We start from the raw sequence: 19,819 nt of genomic DNA, 5'->3' as shown, positions 1-19,819 counted from the left end.
GATGAAGATGCCCGGGGTGGTGACCACCGGCGTGGCAAACCGCACCGCCTGAGCCGGAACCGGAGCCGTCAATTGGGGTTGCTGCTCACCCGGCCGGGGGTTGCGCCACATCAGCGCTCACCCCCGAGCTGAGCCCGCTTGGCGTTGGCCACGGCGCGGGCGTTGTCGGCCACCGCGCGCGACTCGGCATCGCCGCGCTGGACGGCGAGGGCTTCCATCACCTCGGCTTTGATCTCGAACAGGGCGGCATCCTCGCCGGGATCGACCGGGGCCAGCAGCGGACGCTCGAAACGTTCCCGCAGCAGCTCCAGAAACGCGCTCACCTCATGGGTGAGCGAGCGCTGATCTTCACAGGACATAAGCTAGACACACCTCTTCCACGGTTTTCGCAGGACTAGGGGAGAGTCAGGGGCGGCCCAGGTGCGCCAACACCTCACGGCCGCCCCGCACGACAGGCAGGGGTCAGGCCGCATCCTTGGCCGCAGAGGAGGGCGCGGAACCCTTGCGCCCCGCAGCGCCGGGGGTCTTCACACCCGTGGCGCGCAGCGAGTAGGCCACCCGGGGACGCCGGCCCGACTCATCGACGTAGGGCATGACCGCCATGCCGTCGAACTCGATAGGGCGAAACGGCAGCCCCGAGACCTCATCGGGCAACGTCGGACAGTGCTCAGCGGCCACCTTGACCTTGACGCTCTTGGCCTTACCCCGCGCATTCGGATCAGCGTCGATCACATCCACCGCCCACAACGGCAGCCCCGACTCCCTATCCGTCTGGGGCCGCTTGGTCTCAAAATCGGTGATCGCCTCCACACCCAGCGCGTAAGCGCCATGCGGGAACACCGTCGCGAACGCCACCGGCAACGCACCCTGAATCGCCATCTCAGCCACTCCTGTTCGTTCTTCGATCTGGTCAACGGCATGTGATCCACTTCCGCCCCGATAAGCGACCCAGCACGAAAGAGAATCGATACATGTATAACATGTATCAGTTTGTGTTGCGAAGGGCTACGCCCTCTCTCCGTGCGGTCAGGTGGTCGCGTGGCCGGTTCGGTCGACGGAGCTACGTTGTTCGGACACCTACAACCATCGAGGAGAGGGCGAGGACGCGATCACTACATGGCTGGACGTGTTCAGGACGTCCCGATAATGTGAGCCCGTCCTTGGACGTCCTCCGAACACGGGGCACATGCCGAACGAGAGGTTGCGCGCCGCGCTACTTGAGCACGGAATCGCGCCCGCTGATCTCGCCGAAGAGGTAGGCGTCGACGCGAAGAGCGTTGAGCGTTGGATCAGCCTTGGGCGCATCCCCTACCGTCGCCACCGCTACGCGGTCGCGGCGCGGCTTGGCATGGACGAGACGTACCTATGGCCAAAGGCGCTGACACGCGAACAGAGCACGGCCGCATCCGAGGGCGAGATTCTCGCTGTCCATCCCCACCGATGGAGCGTGCCCCCTGAGACCTGGCGCCGGCTGTTCGAGTCCGCGGAGCACGAGATCGGTGTCCTTGTCTACAGCGGCTTCTTCCTAGCCGAGGACGCCAGCTTGGTACGCCTGTTCACGGAGAAGGCCGAGGCGGGCGTGCGTGTGCGTTTCCTGCTGGGTGATCCCGACAGTGACGCCGTTGCCCAGCGTGGCGCCGATGAGGGCATCGATGAGGCGATGGCGGCCAAGATCCGGAACGTGATCGTGCTGTACAAGCCTCTCCGTGCCGTTGAGGGTGTGGAGTTTCGTCTTCACAAGACGGTGCTGTACAACTCGATCTACCGCGCCGATGATCAGCTACTCGTCAACACCCACGTGTACGGCGTTCCCGCTGCCAACGCGCCGGTTTTCCACCTGCGTAAGATCTCCGGCGGCAGCATGGTCAACACCTACCTAGACAGCTTCCAGCGTGTCTGGGACGAGGCCACTCCCCTGGAATGAGAGAAGCCATGGCTAGGCGGATTGACTACTACGACGACCCGCAGGCTCCGAAGGCCAACAGTCTTGTTCCGTCGGTCAACGTGCTCGTGGTCAACGACCGGGACGAGGTTCTGCTGATTCGCCGCACCGACAACGGCAACTGGGCCGCTCCCGGCGGCGCCATCGACCTCGGTGAATCCGTGCCCGAGGCAGCCATCCGCGAGACCCGTGAGGAAACCGGCATCATCTGCGAGATCGTCGGCATCTCCGGCATCTACAGCGATCCGCGCCACCTCATCCACTACACCAGCGACGGCGAAGTCCGCCAAGAGTTCTCCATCGTGCTCACCGCGCGCGCCGTATCCGGCGAACCCACCCCCAGCAGTGAATCCCGCGAAGTCCACTGGATTCCCAAGGCGGAGTTGGAGAGGTACCAGATGGACCGGTCGATGCGCCTGCGCATCGGTCACTACCTGGATGAGGGCGCATCGCCGCACATCGGGTGACTGACCACCCGTCACGGACTAACCGCCGTTGTGCTTGCGTTCCTCTACTGCCCGCACCGCTCCCACAAGGTCAGGCTTGGAGCGCGAGATAGAACGGTAAACCAGGTCACCAGGCCCATAGCGCGCGAGGATCTCGGAGAGACGCCGCTCAACCGGCAGGTGGGTGCCGTCAGGCCCGGTGGTCATGTCGGAGTAGGTCAGCGCTTCCAACAGGTCAGGACGCGGGAGCGGAAACTCTGCGGTGAGATCGTCGAGCATCCCGCGTTCTTCCGCTTCGACCAAGGCGCCGGAGTGGTGAGCGACCAGGGAGCAGAGTTGTTCGTCGGCATGCTCGACAGTGCGGAGGTACCGGGCACCGTCGAGGGGGTGAAAGCCGGTTACGGCCAGAGTGGGCGAGTACCCGATGTCGTGGAGCCACGCCGAGGACGTCACGAGATCGGCGTCTTCACCCAGCACACCGGCCAGCGTTTCAGCCTGTTCGGCCACCCCTTGCGTGTGCGCCCAGCGGCGGGGCAAGGGCTCTTCGAGGAGGCTCCGGGCTAGGTCGCGCGCCCACAGAACATGTCCCACATGTGTCAGGCTAACGTGCCGGCGTTTCGGGACTACGGACGAAGCGGCCCTTCCCCTGAACCGAGACGATCAGGCCGGACCCCTCCAGTTCGGAGAACGCCTGTCGCGCCGTTCCACGCGAGACGCCGTAGTGCCGCACAAGGGCGGCTTCACTGGGCAGCGGAGCCCCCGGCGCCAGGAGCCCGCGCGTGATCTGTTCCCGCAGGTCGGCGGCGATTCTGCGGTACTGCGGTTGTTGCTCCGAAGGCACCTGTTCAGCGGTTTCTTCCGGGGCGCAGACCAGGCGCCCAGTGCCGGGAACCGTTCTGATCAGTCGTCCCGCTTCCAGCACAGCCAGCGCACGCCGCACAGTGCTACGAGCGACATGGAATTCCTGCCCGAGGGTGGCTTCCGAAGGGAGCGGCTTACCGGGGGCAAGAGCGCCGTTGGCGATGCGCTGTCGAAGCGTCTCCGCGATCTGTGCGTACGTCCGCCATGGCGTTGAGCGCGGACTCACCTAAGGTCCCTCCGGTTCCATCAGCCCAGTATCCCAACATGATTCCAGACCGCCGGCTCCCGCACCGCCAGGCGATCCGCCCCGGAGCGGCAGGATTAGGCGGGAAACTTGTGAGGCAGCCGGACAGAGTGCTTTGTAAGCCGCGCGGCCGGTGTGGGGAAGGTCCGCGCCTGTTTTCACCGACCGCGCGGCGCCTGTCAGGCCCTTGGTGGGCCACCTCGGTGATAGATCCCCGCAGCGTCGACTTGGTCGAACTGATCCCGGAACCGACTTGCCGCGAGCATGGAGCGACCGGCAGCGGCGGGAGGGTTCTCCAACTGGCGCACGAACTCTTCTACGTCCGGTTCGACCACGGTCGGGGCGTACTCGGCGTCGGAATCCTGAGCGGTAGCGATCCACAGGTGGGCGCTACGGCGGATGTTCCAGCGATCGCCGTAGTGGGAGCGCAGCAGCTCAAACAGCGGATTCTCTTCAGAACTCACGCCGCCACCTCCAAAGGCCGCGCGAGGTCGAGCAGGACGCCGAGGCCCAACCGAGTACGGTCGTCGCGCTGTTGCTGCCTGCGTCGTTCACTGCGCCACACGTAGGGGCGGACCATCGCCGCGCGCGGCGGCACCGGGTAGGAAGGCGGGTCCGGAGTGAACGGGATTGCCACATACGGCCGGGGGCGCAGGGAGTTACCCCTGCGGGAATGTCGGTTTTGAGGGTCAGCGATAGGATTCCGCACGTTCGGCCTGCTCTCGTCAGGTTGGACCACGCCCCCGGAGTGTTCGGCGCACTCGCGGGGGTCTTTGCTGTCAGCGGCAACCCTCGTTCGACCAGGCGGACATGTGTACCTCGTATCGGACCTCCCGAGGGACGTCTAGGGACGTCTTCTGTTATCGTCAGGAATCCCGCGCACCGGAAGGCTGACGACGTGAACGAGGTTCTGCGCCAGGCACTGGCCGCTTCACGCCTGACTGACACCGAGGTCGCGGCACGGCTGAGTGTGGACCCGAAGACCGTTCGTCGTTGGCTTTCCGGCCAGAAGCCCTACCCCCGCCACCGCTGGGCCGTCGCCGATCTCGTGGGCATCCCCGAACACGAAATCTGGCCAGAAACCGCCAAGCCCGAGGACAGCCCAACATCTCCGGCAGGGCTACGCCACGTCTACCCGCACCGCTGGGCCGTTCCGCGCCAGGCGTGGCGCGAACTCTTCGACGCTGCCGAAAGCGAGATCGGGGTGTTGGTCTACAGCGGCCTATTCCTGGCCGACGACACGGGCATCCTGCGCATCTTCGAGCGCAAGGCCCGTTCCGGAGTCGCGGTCCGCATCCTGCTTGGCGATCCCGAGAGCCCCCACGTCGAGCAACGCGGCATCGAGGAAGGCATAGGCGAAGCGATGCCCGCCAAAATTCGCAACGCCCTTGTTCTCTACCGACCGCTACTCGACATCGAAAACGTCGAGCTGCGGCTACACAACACGGTGCTGTACAACAGCATCTACCGCGCCGACGGTCAGCTACTCGTCAACCAACACATCTACGGCACCCCCGCAGCAAACGCGCCAGTCCTCCACCTCGACACCCACACCAGCCCGGACATGGCGCACACCTACGCCCAAAGCTTCGAGCACACTTGGGATACAAGTAAGCCTTGTATTTATTAAAACAGCCTCCCCAAGAAGCTTATCTCTCCAGACGAAAACACCTTAGAAGCAGAGCCATATGCAGGATAAGAGCAACCTCAAGCTGATTCTCTTCAACTATATGCCCATGACACAAACGATTTCTAATATTTATTCCCACTTGATCGTTGAGCACCAAAGAAATATATGTTCTGATGCGCTGGGGAAGCACCTCTTCAAGAAGAGATAACAAAACACCCAAAGCTTTGTATTCACCTAAATTTTCTCCAACGGGAGGAATGTAGACAGAGATACCAACCTGACGACACATTTCTCTTATTACAGCCTCCAATCTCGGAGTGACGATACAGAGCGCTTCATCATATTTCTCTTCATGAAAATAAGAAAATCCCCTAGCTATAATCTTAGCAATTTCAGGGGATATAAAATCAGAAACAAAGAAATCTTCTAGTGAAGACGGATAGCTATCAAATCGATCAGCTACCCTATTTAAAATACCCGGCAAAAATGCCCCCCACATTTGAGTCCAAATAATCTCTTGTTGCTTGACTTCATGTAGAAAATAGGATTCCTCTCCTTGAATAAATTTCTTCGGGAGGCCAGCATCGTCTACGATGACGTTCTTTATTAACGAACGAAGTGGATGTTGTCTTATAAGATCCCGAGCTTCTATCTCCACTTGCTCTTTCTCTGGTATGGGACAGTAAGATCCAATTCCTATAAGCGTCGAATGGAGATTTGAATCGTTGATGAAATTTTCCACAGAAGCTTCATATTCCTCACTCGAAAATCTCACTTCACTGTATATATCTGTCATGCCGTCTGGCTCATCCATAGCATTCTGTATTTTTAAACGAATATTCTGCACGTCATCGCTTAAGCCATGAGAATTCGCCAGTTCCTGGGCTCGTTTTAGATGAGAAATCTTCACGAGAGGAGTAGATCTATCTGCCTCAGCCACCCAAGACTGGATTTGCGATTTTGCCACTTTTTTTATCTCTTCATCCTGCCCCCTCAAAGAGGAGATCATCAAATCACGAATATGCTCCAATATAAAAGCATCATTAACATACAATCGTTCCGCTTCCCCCAAAAGAGGATATACAGAAAATCCCATCTTTTTGCTGATCTTCTTTGGAAGAGATGAAAGTCTATCTAGAACCCTAAGAGGTATCCCAGGGGCTCCAGACGACAAGCGGAAGTGTTCTTTAACATAAAAGACTGCTTGATCTATCAAATCAGTAATATCTTTCATATTTAGTTTGACAGCTATATCTATAGCACGAACAATGCAGTCCGACTGATAAATCGAAAAACCATCAGCATTAGCGAGTTCTGCATAAGCACGGCAAGCACGTTGAGCATAAATATGAGAGCCAGGAGTTCTCCCATTCACCCATATCAAATCACCAATCCGAGAAACAAGCAAAGGATGATCTATATTATTAAAAGCAAATATCCAATTATCTATAATTTCATTATCAACAGCAGTGATATCCGGAGGGTAGCGCTTCCCGTCGAACATCAACATAGAAGAAAAAGGAGACTCTGGATCTTCTTTATGGGGAAAATGATAATCAAAGGCCATGACCGTCGACTGAACAAAAAATGACCCACTATCCAATTCAGAATTTTTAACCGAAACAGAAAATTCATGCCATACACCAATACCCGAAAGAATTGAATCTATAGCTCGACACTCAGCTTCCCTTTGCTCTTCAGACATGGCTTCTCTTACTTTCTTATTTGCCGAATTGAGCTATATGGAATCAAGGCGCCGGCGCTTCGCGCCGACGCACCCGCCCTGCGGGGGTGCGCCCGGGCTGCGGGCTGCCGCCCGGTCCCGAGCGCACCCCCGCAGGCCGACAAAGACGAGAGGCGCCACCGGTTCGCCAACAGCACCCATGAGACAGAGAGACGCACCATAGCGCCAAGCAGGCCCGAACAGCGCCACACCGTCCGCTCGCACGGGTCCTATGGTTACTCGTGTCCTGGGTCCCGTGGCACACGATCGCGCGACCCTGCCTGTCTATGGTCACCGACCCCAGCGCGATCGAGCACCACGGACCAGAAACCGTGGTTACTCGCCACTGAGGCTGGTGAAGAAACGCCCCCTCCGAAAGCGCTCACGCCCTTCGGACTTGGACATCCTTCGGAACTCCGGGATGGTAGCCCTCTGGATGGGGCTCGGCGGGTTTCTATGCCCTTCGGGCTTGGACGTCCTTCGGAACCCTTCCGGTTTTTTGAGTGGCCTGACCTGCGCGGACGATGTCCGATTGCACGCGATCACGCCCACACCCGCCAAAGTGGCGGAGACCCACCTCACAAACCGACCGGTCGCCGTATCTGAGCTGCGAAAACTCGTTGCACGCGATCATGGGTTCTCGACCCCAACCACGCGAGGCTGTACACAGCACCGAACCAGCCCCATCCTGCCACAACGACCACCACCGAGGACGACACCGCACACGACCACTCTGCGCACACGCGCCAGCATCCGTCACCTTCCCTTCTCACCGTGCCCGCTACGTGCCCGTCACAAGCGCGCCTGAGAGGAAACCACGGGCACTCACGGCGAAACCACCGACATACGACCAGGTGAACGCGATCCCAGGCCAGCAGAAAAGGCCGGTAGCGTCTTCCCAAGCTGGATTCTTGAAACTGCCCGACCCTGCTAACACAGTCGCTAACAACGACCCTGAACACGGCTGGACAAACGAGGAATCAGCGAGTCGACAAAACGGCTTGCTGCCAGGTCAGCAGGGAGATATGGATACCGCCGGACAATTCAAGGCATGCTACGGATCAGAAGGTTGGGGGTTCGAATCCTCCCGAGTGCGCCAGCCGATAAGGCTCTGACCTAGGCGTTCTTCCTTCGGGAAGGACGCCTTCGGCGTGTAGGACCCCCCATGGGAGTCCCTCGGGAGCCCCGCAGTTCCAGAGCGGCCCCCGAACCGGCCCCGAACCGGCCCCGAAGCCGGGCCTCTGAACTCCGGTGTGGGACTCCCGGGAGTCCCACACCACCCCTGCGGACCCGCCCACCTACCACCACAGCGACCTGGAGCACATCCAGCTGTGTCGTACTGAGCGCGCGCTGGATGCGTTGCACATTGACCCACAAACCCCCTGGCCACGCCCCGAAAACGACACACCGCCCCCACGGCTCACCGGCCTGTGGAGAAGAGGACCCACCACCGGCCCTACCGGCAGGCCCCATGCGGGAGAAGACCTCGACGCCACCGGCTTGGCTGCACCACGCCGACGAGGCGACGCTGGACCTGCTGGCAGCCAACGGTTTGCGCGAGGTCGCCCAGGGCATCGACTCCGGCAGTGAACGGGTGCTCTCCCATGTCGACAAGCGCATCACCAAAGACATGAGCCGCTCGGTGGTGCGACGCCTCGTCTCGCGCAGCATCCACGTCAAGGGCTACTTCATCCTCGGCTTCCCCACCGAGACCCGCACCGAGACGGCCCAGACCGTGGACCTGGTTCACGAACTGTGGGACCTCACCGAAGGCCAGCCGGGACGGTTCCGCTCCTCGGTCTTCGAGTTCCGCCCCTACCCCGGCACTCCGGAGTAGAACAGGCTCCTCGCCACCGGCCACTACAGCCCAGAGACCCTGCTGGACTACACCACCGTCGACCTCACCGAGCACGGCGCGGACGAGTCCATGCGCACCCGCGACGAGGGCGACGGTGGTTGGTTGGGTGCGGTCACCGACGGGATCGGCGACGTGGGCACCGGACTGTGGGACGCCGTGGGAGGCGCCGTCGACGACGTCGGCGAAGGCATCTCCGGGGCCGTGGACGGAGTCCAGCACCTGATCTCCGACCCCGCGGATTGGGCCGGCGACACCTGGAACAGCGTTACCGGAACCGCCACCGACACCTGGCACGGACTCACCACCGACCCCGGAGGATTCCTCCTCGACGTACTCGCCAGCGACGACGCTCAACAGGACTGGAACAACGGCGACCAACTGCACGCCGGCGCCCAAGTCCTGGGCGAGAACCTCATCGGCCTCATCCCCTACATCGGCTGGGACAAGAAAGCCGACCGCATCGCCGACGCCGCCGACGCCAGCCGCCGCGACACCCCCGACGATCACGGCAACAACGGGGGTGACAACAAAGACGGGGCCGACGACGACACCGGGGGCCACGACGAGGAGCAGGACTCCCAGGAACAGCAGGAGCAGCGCGCGGGCGGCAACCCGTGTGCCAACAACAGCTTCCTGCCCGGCACCGCGGTGCGCATGGCCGACGGCTCCGCTCTACCCATCGAGGATGTCGAGGCCGGCCAGCAGGTGCTGGCCACCGACCCCGCCACCGGCCACAGCGGCCCACGCACAGTCACCGCCACCATCACCGGCAACGGCACCAAACACCTCGTCAACATCACCGTCACCGCCCCGGGCGCCAACGCTGAGGCCGGCACCGTCACCGCCACCCAAGACCACCCCTTCTGGGCACCCAAACACCAAACCTGGATCGCCGCAGGCGACCTCGACCCCGGCATGTGGCTGCGCACCAGCACCGGCACCTGGGTCCAAATCACCGCCCTAGACACAACAACCCTCGCCCACCAGCGAGTCCACAACCTCACCATCGCCGACCTACACACCTACCACGTCGCCGTCGGCGCTGTGGATGTACTGGTCCACAACTCCGGCTCTCCCTGCGACAACATTCCCGGGGGAAGCCTTAGGGCCAACGAGGATCTCGGTGGCCACACCATCGAACGCCACGTCGGGAAAACCGATGAGTGGCTGCAACGCCGTGCGAAGAACGATGCTGGGGCCAGAGGCAGGGCGTCGAGCTTCACCGATCGCGGCACCGCCGCACGAGCCATTGGGAAAGTCCTGGGAGACAACGAGGCAGCGGTGCAGAAATGGCTCGCGGACGGCTCCAACCAGGACTCTCTGCCCCTGAAGCGACAGCCCGCCGGTGGGAAGGTCGGTAGGTATGTGCGGGCGGACGGAGGGAAGTACGACGCGCGACACGTCACCGTGATTTTGCGGAAGGACCCGAACGCACCGGACGGCTACCGGATCCACACCGCCTATCCGGTGAAGCCCAGTGCTGACAAGAGGAGGTGAGAGCGTCGGTGTCGGTGGCCAAGGGCCTGGATCTGCTCTTCGAAGGGTATTTCCACCAGGATTGGGATCTCGACTACTCCAGCCGGGAGGAGGTGATCCGCGCGTTCGTGCAGGAAGGACCGCGAGAGAACGCCAGTCTGGCGCTGGCGGAGATCGACGACATCATCGCCGACGACGTACCGGAACGGAAGCTGAACAAGTGGTTCCGGCACGATATCGGCTCCAAATTCGCCAACAAGTTCCCGCACCCGAAATGGCGCAACGCGCTGCTGTGGTACCGCGACCAGCTCGCCGGGGAAATCGCGGCCAAGGACGATCCCGCAGCAGAAGAAGGCGCATGACCTAAGCCCGGCGTGAACCGGGGCAGGCGGAGTCTCCTCCCTTCACGGCAGGAAGACACCATCCCCTGGTGCTCCACGACCGTGACCACAGGTGCATCCTTGCTGCTGCCCATCAAGCCATTATCGAAATAGCCTGGTAACTGGATAAAGTCGAGCACAAAAGAGGCCAATAACTCCTTTTTCATATTTCTGGGACACACCAGCCAAAACGAAAAGTATTCATATGGATTTCTGTGTATCGCAGTTTGGCTACCTTCATCTCGGTGAGAGCGGTTTTCTCGATGGGGGAGTTCGAGGAGATCATGCAGGCTCCTGAGGTGACAGAGACCGAGGCGCCGGCGGGTGCGGTATTGGCGCTGGAGAGCGTGTGCCGCGACTACGGGCAGGGTGCTGCTGCGGTGCGGGCCGTGGACGGTGTGACGCTGCGGGTGGGTGCCGGCGAGTTCGTGGTGCTGACGGGGGTGAGCGGGTCGGGTAAGTCCACGCTGCTGGCGTTGGCGGGGTATTTACAGCGGCCCTCCAGTGGCACGGTGTGGCTGCAAGGCCGCGACCTCAGCGCCGCCGACGCGACTGAACTTGCCGCGCACCGTCGCCGCATCATCGGATACGTGTTCCAGGAGTACAACCTCGTCGCCGATCTGACCGCGGCGGAGAACACGGCGCTGCCGTTGGAGTTGGAGGGGACGCGGCCGCGCGTTGCGCGGCGCCGGGCTGTTCAGGCTTTGGAAGAGGTCGGCGTGGGTGAGTTGGCCGACCGGTTTCCCGAACAGACGTCGGGTGGGCAGCGCCAGCGGGTGGCGATCGCCCGGGCGCTGGTGGGCGACAAGCGGCTGATCCTGGCTGATGAGCCCACCGGGGCGTTGGATTCGGAATCTTCGGCCGCGGTGATGGCCGCGCTGGTCGAGCGCACCCGCGAGCGCGGCATCAGCGTCGTGGTGGCCACCCACGACCCCGCGTGGCTGCCGCATGCCAACCGGGTGCTGTCCCTGCGCGACGGGCACCTCAGCGGGGACGGGGAGGGGCGGTGAGGCGGACGTGTAGTTGGGCCACCGCCGCTCGCCTGGCCTGGCGGTGGACGGTGCGGGATCGCCGCCGGGCGGGGATGGTGGTGGCGTTGATCGTGGTGTGTGCTCAGATGCTGCGCGCCACTGCCGTCACCAGCCCGGCCGAGGAGGCCCGACTCACCATGGGCGCCGCCGACGCGCGAGTGTATCGCCACGGTGACACCCCGATCGAACAGGCGTTCGAGAGTGCCTACCCGCAGCCCACCACCGCCGGAGAGCGACTGGACGAGCCTCGGGCGCTGACAGAGGTGCTGCCTGAGGGCGCCCGCGCCATCGTCTCCCGCCGCACCGACCAGCCGCGACTGGAGACCGACAACGGGGCCATCGCCGTGTCCACCTACCTGGTGGATCTGGGCGATCCGCTGGCCCGCGGGCTCTTCGAGACCATCGGGGGCCGGCCAGCCACCCAGCCGGGGGAGGTGACGGTCAGCACCGCCCTGTCCCGACGCCTGAACACCACGGTGGGCGAGACGGCGCGGCTGGCCGGCGGCGAGCGGCTGCGGGTGAGTGGGCTGGTGCGCGACCCGGCCGACCACGACCGGGAGTTCCTGGTGGCCCCGCCGCAAGACTCCCCGCTGGCCGCCGCGGAGTTCGACGCCGCCACCGGAGGCTCTTGGCTGGTGGAGCTGCCCACCGGCACCGACTACCGCGACCTGGCACACGCGGTCAACCCGCAGGGCTTTGCCGTGCGGACGCGCGCCCTGCTCCTGGACCCGCCGCCCATCCAGCCTGAGGCGGCCAGGAACACCGACCTCACCGAAGACCAGACCCTGCTGATCGCCGCCGCGCTCGGGTTGGCCGAGGTGGCACTGTTGACGGGGGCGGCCTTTGCCATCACCGCGCGCCGTCGGCGTCGCGACCTCGCCCTGCTGCTGGCCATCGGCGCGCGTCCGCGCGATGCCGGCCGTGTCGTCCTCGCCCAGGGTGCCCTGCTGGGTGCCGTTGGTGCCCTGAGCGGCACCGCGCTCGGGATCGCGCTCGTGCTCCCTGGGCGCGCCATCGGCCAGACCATCACCCGCACCACCTGGGGCAGCCTGGCCTTCTCCCTGCCCACGCTGCTGGCCGTGGTGGCGCTGGCGATCGCGGCCGGCGCCCTCAGTGCGTGGTGGCCCGCCCGCCAGATCGCCCGGCTCAGCCCCGCCGAGGCACTGCGCGAGACGCCCCAGCCCCGACCCCGCAGCCAGGGGCGTGCCGGCCGGCTGCGCACGGCGCTGTGGCCCGCCCTGGCCGTAGTGGGCACGGTGCTCATGGTGGTCTTCGCCCACACCGGTGCAGGAGCACCGGCTGTCGCCGCCGCCGGAGTGTGCTACGGCATCGGGCTGTTGGGTTGCTGCGGCCCGCTGCTGCGCCTGGCTGGAAGGCTGGCCCCCGGCTGCCGGCCCTGCCTCGCATCGCCGTGCGCCAGCTCAGCCGCGACCGGACCCGCGCGGTGCCCGCTCTGGCCGCCGTCTGCGCCGTCGTGGCCGTGGGCACGGTGCTGGGCCTGATCATCCACAGCGCGACCGTCGATACCATCCGTACCTACACCCCCAAACTGCACCCCGGCCAGGCACGCCTGCACGGTGCGGTCGCCGCCGACGCTCCCGGAATCGATGCCCTCACCGCCGCGCTGCCCACCAAAAACACCTCCCCCATCCGCCTGTCCTACGCCACCGCCGCCCCCCCGCCGACAGCAATCGCGAGGAGCCGGTCCCGATGACGCTGGACAACCCCGGCTTCGACTGTGAAATGGGAGCGCACAGCTCCAATGCCCGTAGTTGCGGCGAGCTGGTGCCCTCCGGCGCCGCGACGATCCAGCGCGTTGCCGTGGCCGATGCGTCCCTGCTGCAAGCGGTGTTCTCCGACTCAGACGCGGCCCGGCGCGCCGAGACGGCGCTCGACGACGGCAAGGTCGTGGTCACCGACTCGGCTCTGCTGGCCGAGCCCGACCGCGCCGGCCTAATCGCCCGCTCGGCGCGCTCCGATGCGGCAACGCCTGTCGAGGTGCCCGCCACCGTCGTGGAACTGACCGGGAACAACCCCGGTGAACTGCCGGATACCTTCATCTCGGCCGCAACCGCCCAAGACCACGGACTCACCGTCACCCCCAGCGACGATCTCCTCATCGACACCACCACCGCCCCCACGAAGGAGCAGATCCAGGCCGCTCACGCAGTTGCCGCGCGCCACTTCGGCGACACCGTCACCCTCTACGTCGAACAGGGCTACCGGGAGCGGACAGCCACCTCCATCCTCTGGGCCGTTCTCGGCCTGGCCACCATCACCGCGCTGGGCGCCACCCTGGTGGCCAGCACCCTGTTCGCCGCCGAGAGCACCGCCGACCGCACCGTGCTGCACACGCTGGGTACCGCACCTCGGCCGTTGCGGGGCCTGCTGGCTACCCAGGTCGCCACCATGACCACCCTCGCCTCCCTGCTCGGGCTGGCCGGCGGTCTGCTGCCCACCGCCCTAGCCCTGGCCCCTCGCCCCGCCCTGGCACCTACTCATCCCCATGGCCCTGGCCGTCCCCCTCATCGCTACCCTCGCCGCCTACAGCCGGTCGCCCGCGCTGTCTCGTTAGGGCACGGAGCGTGAGGAACAGATCGAGCCGGCCACCGCCGACATGCGGTGCCCTATGTATTCCGCGTGGGACACTGCTATGAGGTCAGGGTGGGAGCCGCCGTCGACGTATAGGGGGCCGGTAACCACCAAAACCCCACCTATTTCCTGCCGGCGGAGGATTTCCGTAGCGGCGTGTGCGGAACAACCTCGGCCTGGCGCTAGGTTGCTGTTTTTCGAACGGCTGGGGTGTGGGGTGCGTAGGGGTGTTCTTCGTCCGCTCGTGCCTCGATCGCTTCGCGATCTCGGCAGCCCGCGGGGCGGCAGCGGACGTGCTCACCCGCGTGCGCCCCCGCCGGCCCTCGCCGCCCCTCCCAAAAACAGAACCTAGAGAAGACGGGGCGTGGGAAGGACGTTCGTGAGGTCTTCGAGCGGGAGGAGCCTTCTGCCTTTCCATGAATAATGTTGTGCGAATCAGGATTACAGGTCACGAGCCCTAGGGGGTCATGGCCCGGGTCATCGGGCACGAGAACATCGGTGCATCCGTGGATGCACCGACATCGACTCTCTAGTGGGCGGACGAGCCGATTACCGAGACTTTCCCGACATCGGTGCGGAGAGAAGCGCCGTCGTCATCCGAGTACGGACGAAAGAACGACCTCCGTGGGTCTATCTCTCTCTGCTCCACGCCGATGTCTCGCGCTTTTCCCCCGAGCCGAGCGGTGAATCTCTTACTGCTCGTTTTTGTCTTGGACAGCATGGGAATCCGCCGCGAGACCGCTTCGCAGGACCGCACGCCCGACAGGGGCGCCCGTGACCGTGTGGCGGGCTGTCCGGCGGCGGCTACAACGGGCGGTCCGGACGCCCTCCGTACCACTGGCGTGCCTTGGGGGCCGCCTGGCCGACAGGCACACCGCACGACGGGGAGACCGAACCATGCCCACTGAACTCACCCGGCGCGCCAAACTCGTGGCCGTGGCCGCGCTGGCGCTCGCGCCGCTCGCCGGCTGCGCGACGGCCGGTGCCCCCGCCGGTTCCGGGTCCGCGACGGCGACGTCGACGGCGTCACCCACGGCGGCCGTGTCGGCCGAGGCGGCGTCGTCGGATCGTGGTGGCCGCACCCACCGGGAGTTCAAGAAGCTCGAAAGGGAGTTCGACACCCGGCTCGGCGTCTACGCGGTCGACACCGGTACCGGCCGGGCCGTCACCTACCGGGCCGACGATCGGTTCGCCTACGCCTCCACCCACAAGGTTCTCTCCGTCGGCGCCGTGCTGCGGCGGAACTCGATCGAGGAGTTCAACGAGAAGGTCATCACCTTCACCGAGGACGACCTGGTCACCTACTCCCCCGTCACCGAGCGGTACGCCTGCACCCCCGAGCGGGAGGTCTGCCCCGGGATGACGCTGCGCGAGGTGAGTGAGGCCGCCGTCCGCTACAGCGACAACACGGCGGCCAACCTCCTCTTCGGCGAACTCGGTGGACCCGACGGTCTGGAGGCAGCGTTGGAGGAGATCGGCGACGACGTCACCCACGTGGACCGGGTCGAGACCGATCTGAACGAGGCCACGCCCGGAGACATCCGCGACACGAGCACGCCGCGCGCCATGGCCACCAGCCTGCGCGCGTTCACGCTGGGCGAGGCCCTGCCCGCCGAGAAGCGCGCGATCCTCACCGACATGCTCAAGGGCAACACGACCGGGGAGGAGCTGATCCGCGCCGGGGTCGTCGAAGGCTGGGAGGTCGGCGACAAGAGCGGGGCGGGCGGCTACGGTACGCGCAACGACATCGCGATCGTCTGGCCGCCCGACGACGCCCCCCTCGTCCTCGCGATCATGTCCCGCAAGGGTGAGGAGGACGCCGGGTACGACAACGCCCTCATCGCGAAATCCGCCGAGGTCGCCGTCGAGGCCCTGACATAGCGCGAAGGGCGACCGCGCGATCGGTGCCGAGTACACCGGTCGCGCGCACCGTTCCCGGCCGGCAGCGGACGCGGCCGGGAACGGGGGCTACTTGGCGGCTCGGGGTGCCAGGGCGCGTTGGAGGAGGATGAAGGCGAACAGCAGGGCTCCGGCCACGATCTTGGTCCACCAGGAGCTGAGGGTTCCCTCGAAGACCAGGATCGTCTGGATCGTACCGAGGGTCAGCACACCGATCACGCTGCCCATGACGTAGCCGAACCCGCCGGTGAGCAGGGTGCCCCCGATCACCACGGCGGCGATCGCGTCGAGTTCCATGCCCAAGCCGTGCAGGCTGTTTCCGGAGGCGATGTAGAAGGTGTAAAGCACGCCGCCCAGCGCCGCGCAGAACCCGCTGATCGTGTAAACTCCGACCTTGACTCGGCCGACCGCCAAGCCCATGAGCATCGCCGAGGACTCGCTGCCGCCGACCGCGTAGACGCTGCGGCCGAACCGGGTGCGATGCAGGACGTAGGCCGCCACTCCCGCGACCACCAGCGCGAGCAGCGCGCCCAGCGTGAGGGAAGTGCCGCCCGGCAGCGGTATCCGGGCCTGCGCGAGCGCGGTGAACAGGGGATCGGTGATCGGGATCGACTCGGTGCTGATGAGGTAGCACAGTCCGCGGGCGAAGAACATGCCGCCCAGCGTGGCGATGAAGGGTTGCACCCCGTAGAAGTGGATGATGCAGCCCTGGGCCAGGCCGATGACGGCTCCCGCGGCCAACGCGGCGGGGATGACCAGCAGCGGGGGCCAGCCCTCGCGCAGCAGCCAGGCGCAGATCATCGTCGACAGCGCCAGCACCGATCCGGTGGACAGGTCGATGCCCCCGGCCAGGATCACGAACGTCACCCCTACCGCCAGCACGATGAGGAATGAGTTGTTCACCAGCAGGTTCAGCGCCACCTGCGGCTCCAGGAACCCGGTGTAGCGCAGGGAGCCGGCCGCGAAGACGAGCACGAGGACGAGCCCCGCCATGGTCACGGGGATGAACCTGCGCTGGCCCTCCAGCAGTTTCCGGGTGCGCGAGGCGGCGGCCGACAGGGCGGGAGGGGCCGAAGGCAGTGTCATCGCTGCACCTCCCGCCGGTCCGGCGCCCCGGCGCTCGTTCCTGTGGGACTCACGTCGGACTCCTCGTCTTGCGGTGGGGGTTCGGAGGGCGCCGGCGGTTCATGCGATGTTTTGCCACGCCGGAACGGTGCCACGAGCTGCGCGCGGAACCGCGGCGACTGCAACAGGCACACCAGGAACACCACGAGCGCCTTGAACACCTGCGCGCTCTCGGGCGGCACACCCATGGTGTAGACCGTCGTGGAGAGGGTCTGCACGATGAGCGCGCCCAGCACGGTCCCCACGATCGAGAACCGTCCGCCGGTGAGCAGGGTTCCGCCGATGACGACGGCGAGGATGGCGTCCAGCTCGATCCACAGGCCCGCGTTGTTGCCGTCGGCGCTGCCGGTGTTGGCGCTGATGATGATCCCGGCCAGTCCGGCGCACAGGCCGCAGAAGGTGTAGGCGGCCACGGTCAGGCCGGTCGCGCGGATTCCGGCGAGGCGCCCGGCTTCGGCGTTGCCGCCGATGGCCTCGATGAGCAGGCCCAGCGCGGTGCGGCGCACCAGGAGCCACATCAGCAGCACGGTCGCTGCGGCCAGGAGCACGGTCACCGGCACCGTGGCCAGGCTGCCGGCGGCGATCTGGCGGTAGGGCTCGCTGTTGACCGTGGTGATCTGGCCTCCCGTGATGAGCTGCGCAACCCCCCGGCCGGCGACCATGAGGATCAGTGTCGCCACGATCGGTTGGATCTGTAGTACCGCGACCAGGAAACCGTTCCACAGCCCCAGCAGCGCCGAGGCTCCCAGCGCTACGGCGACCGCGATGGCCGCCGTCTGAACCGAGCCCGGGTCCGCGGAGGAGGCGATGATCGTGCAGGCGAGAGCTCCGGAGACGGCCACCACCGCGCCCACCGAGAGGTCGATGCCGCGCAGCGCGATCACCAGCGTCATGCCCAGCGAGATGAGGAGCAAAGGCGCACCGAAGTGCAAGATGTCGATCAGGCTGCCGTACAACCGGCCACCCTGGATTCTGACCTCGAAGAATCCGGGTGTGGCGACCAGGTTGGCGACCAGCAGTCCGGCCAGTACGAGCAGCGGCCACACCAGCCGCCGCAACTGCGCTGCCCTCACCGCGGCCCCCCTTCCGCGATCTCGGCGAGCACCCGGTCGACGTCCAGGCTCGCTGTGTTGTCCAGTGTGTTGACCACCCTGCGGTCCCGCAGCACCACGACCGTGTGGCTCAGTCGCAGCACCTCCTCCAGTTCGGAGGAGATGAACAGCACCGCTGTGCCCTCCTGGGACTGGAGGGCCACCAGCCGCTGCACCTCCGCCTTCGCGCCGACGTCGATCCCTCGGGTGGGCTCGTCGAGGATCAGCAGCCGGGGCTGCATGATCAGCCACCGCCCTAGCAGCACCTTCTGCTGGTTGCCGCCGCTGAGCGTGCCGACCGGGGTCTCGGGTGCGGCGGGGCGGATTCGCAGCGCGGCGATGTAGTGCTCGACCAGCTCTGAGCGCGCCTTCGCGGAGATCGGGCGCATCCAGCCGCGGGCGGCCTGCATGGCCAGCAGCAGGTTGTCGGCGACGGACAGACCGGCCACCAGCCCTTCGGCTTTGCGGTCCTCCGAGCAGTAGGCCAGGCCCGCCGCGATGGCCGCGCGGGGTGTGCGCGGTGTCACCGGCCGCCCGTCCACCTCCACGGTTCCGGTTTCGGGGCGGTCCGCGCCGAACAGCAGCCGCGCCGCCTCTGTCCGGCCGGAACCGAGTAGCCCGGCCAGCCCCACGGTCTGGCCCTGTGCCACGTCCAGGTCGTAGGGTTCGATCGCGCCCGACCGCCCCAGCTCGCGTGCCCGCAGTAGCGGGGCCGTGTCCTGGGGCGGCCCGTCGACGTGCGTGCTCTCCTCCAGCCGCTCCAGCTCGCCGGCCTGCTCACCGAGCATGTGGCCGATGAGTTCGCGCTGACCGAGTTCGGCGGTGGTGAATTCCCCGACCAGGTGGCCGTTGCGCAGCACGGTCATGCGCTGGCACAGCTCGTAGACCTGGTCGAGGAAGTGGGTGACGAACAGGATCGCCACCCCGCGCGAGCGCAGCCTTTCGACCAGGTCGAACAGCATGCGCACCTCACCGCGGTCCAGGCTGGAGGTGGGTTCGTCCAGCACGAGCACCCGGGCGTCGAGGTCGATCGCCCGCAGGATGGAGACGAGCTGCTGGACCGCGATGGGGTACTCGCCCAGGGCGCGGGTGACGTCGAGGTCCAGCTCCATCTCCGCGGCCAGTTCCGCCGCCCGCCGGTTCATGCGCCGCGACGCGATCCCGAGCAGCCCGCGCGGCTCGCGGCCGAGTAGCACGTTCTCCGCCACCGAGAGGTTCGGGCACAGGTTCACCTCTTGGTAGACGGTGGCGATCCCGTTGCGTTCGGCGTCGAGCGGGCCGGCGATGTCGGTCGGGTTGCCCGCGATGCTGATGTGTCCGGCATCGGGGCGGTGCACTCCGGTCAGGACCTTGATCAGAGTGGACTTGCCGGCCCCGTTCTCCCCCAAGAGGGCGTGGGCCTCGCCTGGGTTGAGTCGCAGGCCGGCGCCGTCCAGGGCCCGGATACCGGGGAACTCCTTCACGATCCCGCTCATGTGCACGGCGGGTTCGGCCGCGATGTCCACGGCCCCTCCTTCGTGT

At 65.3% G+C, this 19,819-nt stretch carries 21 protein-coding genes; 11 read left to right on the top strand and 10 right to left on the bottom strand.

Going from position 1 to position 19,819, the window contains the following annotated elements; genetic code table 11:
- Positions 1–110: 110 nt before the first annotated feature.
- A complete protein-coding gene (locus ABD848_RS22550; protein WP_344976321.1) occupies positions 111–359 on the bottom strand; it encodes a hypothetical protein in 249 nt (82 codons plus the stop codon).
- A 103-nt stretch (positions 360–462) separates the two neighbouring features.
- Positions 463–879 carry a plasmid replication, integration and excision activator gene (locus tag ABD848_RS22545; protein ID WP_344976318.1) on the bottom strand — a complete coding sequence of 139 codons (417 nt, stop codon included), beginning with the start codon at positions 877–879 and terminating at the stop codon, positions 463–465.
- Between the two features lie 307 nt (positions 880–1,186).
- Here ABD848_RS22545 and ABD848_RS22540 point away from each other — a divergent pair, with 307 nt between their 5' ends.
- Together ABD848_RS22540 and ABD848_RS22535 are read left to right on the top strand one after the other, a co-directional pair.
- Positions 1,187–1,924, top strand: coding sequence for a helix-turn-helix domain-containing protein (locus ABD848_RS22540; protein ID WP_344976315.1), 738 nt, complete (start codon positions 1,187–1,189; stop codon positions 1,922–1,924).
- Between the two features lie 8 nt (positions 1,925–1,932).
- Complete coding sequence (locus ABD848_RS22535) at positions 1,933–2,409, top strand: NUDIX domain-containing protein (RefSeq protein WP_344976313.1); 477 nt, start codon at positions 1,933–1,935, stop codon at positions 2,407–2,409.
- An 18-nt stretch (positions 2,410–2,427) separates the two neighbouring features.
- On the opposite strand, the gene ABD848_RS22530 is transcribed toward ABD848_RS22535, so the two are convergent.
- The 4 genes from ABD848_RS22530 to ABD848_RS22515 form a co-directional block, all read right to left on the bottom strand.
- Positions 2,428–2,865, bottom strand: a complete 438-nt coding sequence (locus ABD848_RS22530; RefSeq protein WP_425567656.1) for an HD domain-containing protein — start codon at positions 2,863–2,865, stop codon at positions 2,428–2,430.
- A gap of 124 nt (positions 2,866–2,989) precedes the next feature.
- Positions 2,990–3,475: a GntR family transcriptional regulator gene (locus tag ABD848_RS22525; protein ID WP_344976310.1), complete on the bottom strand. Its 486-nt coding sequence runs from the start codon at positions 3,473–3,475 to the stop codon at positions 2,990–2,992.
- A gap of 197 nt (positions 3,476–3,672) precedes the next feature.
- Entirely contained in the window at positions 3,673–3,957 is a 285-nt protein-coding gene (locus ABD848_RS22520; RefSeq protein WP_344976307.1) for a hypothetical protein, read from the bottom strand.
- Positions 3,954–4,130 (bottom strand): hypothetical protein, encoded by a 177-nt coding sequence (locus tag ABD848_RS22515; RefSeq protein WP_344976304.1) that lies wholly within the window; start codon positions 4,128–4,130, stop codon positions 3,954–3,956. Before ABD848_RS22515 ends, ABD848_RS22520 begins: the two co-directional genes overlap by 4 nt.
- A 261-nt stretch (positions 4,131–4,391) precedes the next feature.
- Between ABD848_RS22515 and ABD848_RS22510 the strand changes: the two genes are divergently transcribed.
- Positions 4,392–5,123 (top strand): XRE family transcriptional regulator, encoded by a 732-nt coding sequence (locus tag ABD848_RS22510; RefSeq protein WP_344976301.1) that lies wholly within the window; start codon positions 4,392–4,394, stop codon positions 5,121–5,123.
- A 19-nt stretch (positions 5,124–5,142) separates the two neighbouring features.
- On the opposite strand, the gene ABD848_RS22505 is transcribed toward ABD848_RS22510, so the two are convergent.
- Positions 5,143–6,828: a DUF4209 domain-containing protein gene (locus ABD848_RS22505; protein WP_344976298.1), complete on the bottom strand. Its 1,686-nt coding sequence runs from the start codon at positions 6,826–6,828 to the stop codon at positions 5,143–5,145.
- Positions 6,829–8,317: 1,489 nt separating this feature from the next.
- On the opposite strand from ABD848_RS22505, the gene ABD848_RS22500 reads away from it, so the two are divergent.
- The 8 genes from ABD848_RS22500 (at position 8,318) to bla (ending at position 16,064) form a co-directional block, all read left to right on the top strand.
- The gene (locus tag ABD848_RS22500) at positions 8,318–8,683 is read left to right on the top strand and encodes a radical SAM protein (protein WP_344976295.1); all 366 of its coding nucleotides are present in this window, start codon (positions 8,318–8,320) and stop codon (positions 8,681–8,683) included.
- Between the two features lie 90 nt (positions 8,684–8,773).
- A complete protein-coding gene (locus tag ABD848_RS22495; RefSeq protein ID WP_344976292.1) occupies positions 8,774–10,201 on the top strand; it encodes an RNase A-like domain-containing protein in 1,428 nt (475 codons plus the stop codon).
- Between the two features lie 8 nt (positions 10,202–10,209).
- Positions 10,210–10,542 (top strand): contact-dependent growth inhibition system immunity protein, encoded by a 333-nt coding sequence (locus tag ABD848_RS22490; protein WP_344976289.1) that lies wholly within the window; start codon positions 10,210–10,212, stop codon positions 10,540–10,542.
- A 263-nt stretch (positions 10,543–10,805) separates the two neighbouring features.
- Entirely contained in the window at positions 10,806–11,570 is a 765-nt protein-coding gene (locus tag ABD848_RS22485) for an ABC transporter ATP-binding protein (protein ID WP_344976286.1), read from the top strand.
- Positions 11,567–13,093 carry an FtsX-like permease family protein gene (locus ABD848_RS22480; protein ID WP_344976283.1) on the top strand — a complete coding sequence of 509 codons (1,527 nt, stop codon included), beginning with the start codon at positions 11,567–11,569 and terminating at the stop codon, positions 13,091–13,093. Before ABD848_RS22485 ends, ABD848_RS22480 begins: the two co-directional genes overlap by 4 nt.
- Positions 13,072–13,305 (top strand): hypothetical protein, encoded by a 234-nt coding sequence (locus ABD848_RS22475; RefSeq protein ID WP_344976280.1) that lies wholly within the window; start codon positions 13,072–13,074, stop codon positions 13,303–13,305. Before ABD848_RS22480 ends, ABD848_RS22475 begins: the two co-directional genes overlap by 22 nt.
- Positions 13,302–14,180 carry a hypothetical protein gene (locus ABD848_RS22470; protein ID WP_344976277.1) on the top strand — a complete coding sequence of 293 codons (879 nt, stop codon included), beginning with the start codon at positions 13,302–13,304 and terminating at the stop codon, positions 14,178–14,180. Before ABD848_RS22475 ends, ABD848_RS22470 begins: the two co-directional genes overlap by 4 nt.
- Before the next feature lie 900 nt (positions 14,181–15,080).
- On the top strand, positions 15,081–16,064 hold the full coding sequence (gene bla, locus ABD848_RS22465; RefSeq protein WP_344976274.1) for a class A beta-lactamase: 984 nt from the start codon (positions 15,081–15,083) through the stop codon (positions 16,062–16,064).
- Positions 16,065–16,151: 87 nt separating this feature from the next.
- Here bla and yjfF read toward each other — a convergent pair whose 3' ends face one another.
- Genes yjfF through ABD848_RS22450 form a run of 3 tightly spaced genes read right to left on the bottom strand, consistent with a single transcriptional unit; the run spans position 16,152 to position 19,803 of the window.
- The gene (gene yjfF, locus ABD848_RS22460) at positions 16,152–17,168 is read right to left on the bottom strand and encodes a galactofuranose ABC transporter, permease protein YjfF (protein ID WP_344976271.1); all 1,017 of its coding nucleotides are present in this window, start codon (positions 17,166–17,168) and stop codon (positions 16,152–16,154) included.
- On the bottom strand, positions 17,165–18,280 hold the full coding sequence (locus ABD848_RS22455; RefSeq protein WP_344976268.1) for an ABC transporter permease: 1,116 nt from the start codon (positions 18,278–18,280) through the stop codon (positions 17,165–17,167). The genes yjfF and ABD848_RS22455 overlap by 4 nt, the downstream gene beginning before the upstream one ends.
- Positions 18,277–19,803 carry a sugar ABC transporter ATP-binding protein gene (locus ABD848_RS22450; protein WP_344976266.1) on the bottom strand — a complete coding sequence of 509 codons (1,527 nt, stop codon included), beginning with the start codon at positions 19,801–19,803 and terminating at the stop codon, positions 18,277–18,279. Before ABD848_RS22450 ends, ABD848_RS22455 begins: the two co-directional genes overlap by 4 nt.
- Positions 19,804–19,819: the final 16 nt, after the last annotated feature.

The sequence above is a fragment of the Salinactinospora qingdaonensis genome (genome assembly GCF_039539445.1).
In the GTDB taxonomy this organism is placed as follows: domain Bacteria; phylum Actinomycetota; class Actinomycetes; order Streptosporangiales; family Streptosporangiaceae; genus Salinactinospora; species Salinactinospora qingdaonensis.
The sequence above is the reverse complement of the archived record's forward strand: the minus strand, read 5'-3'. Positions and strand labels throughout refer to the sequence as shown.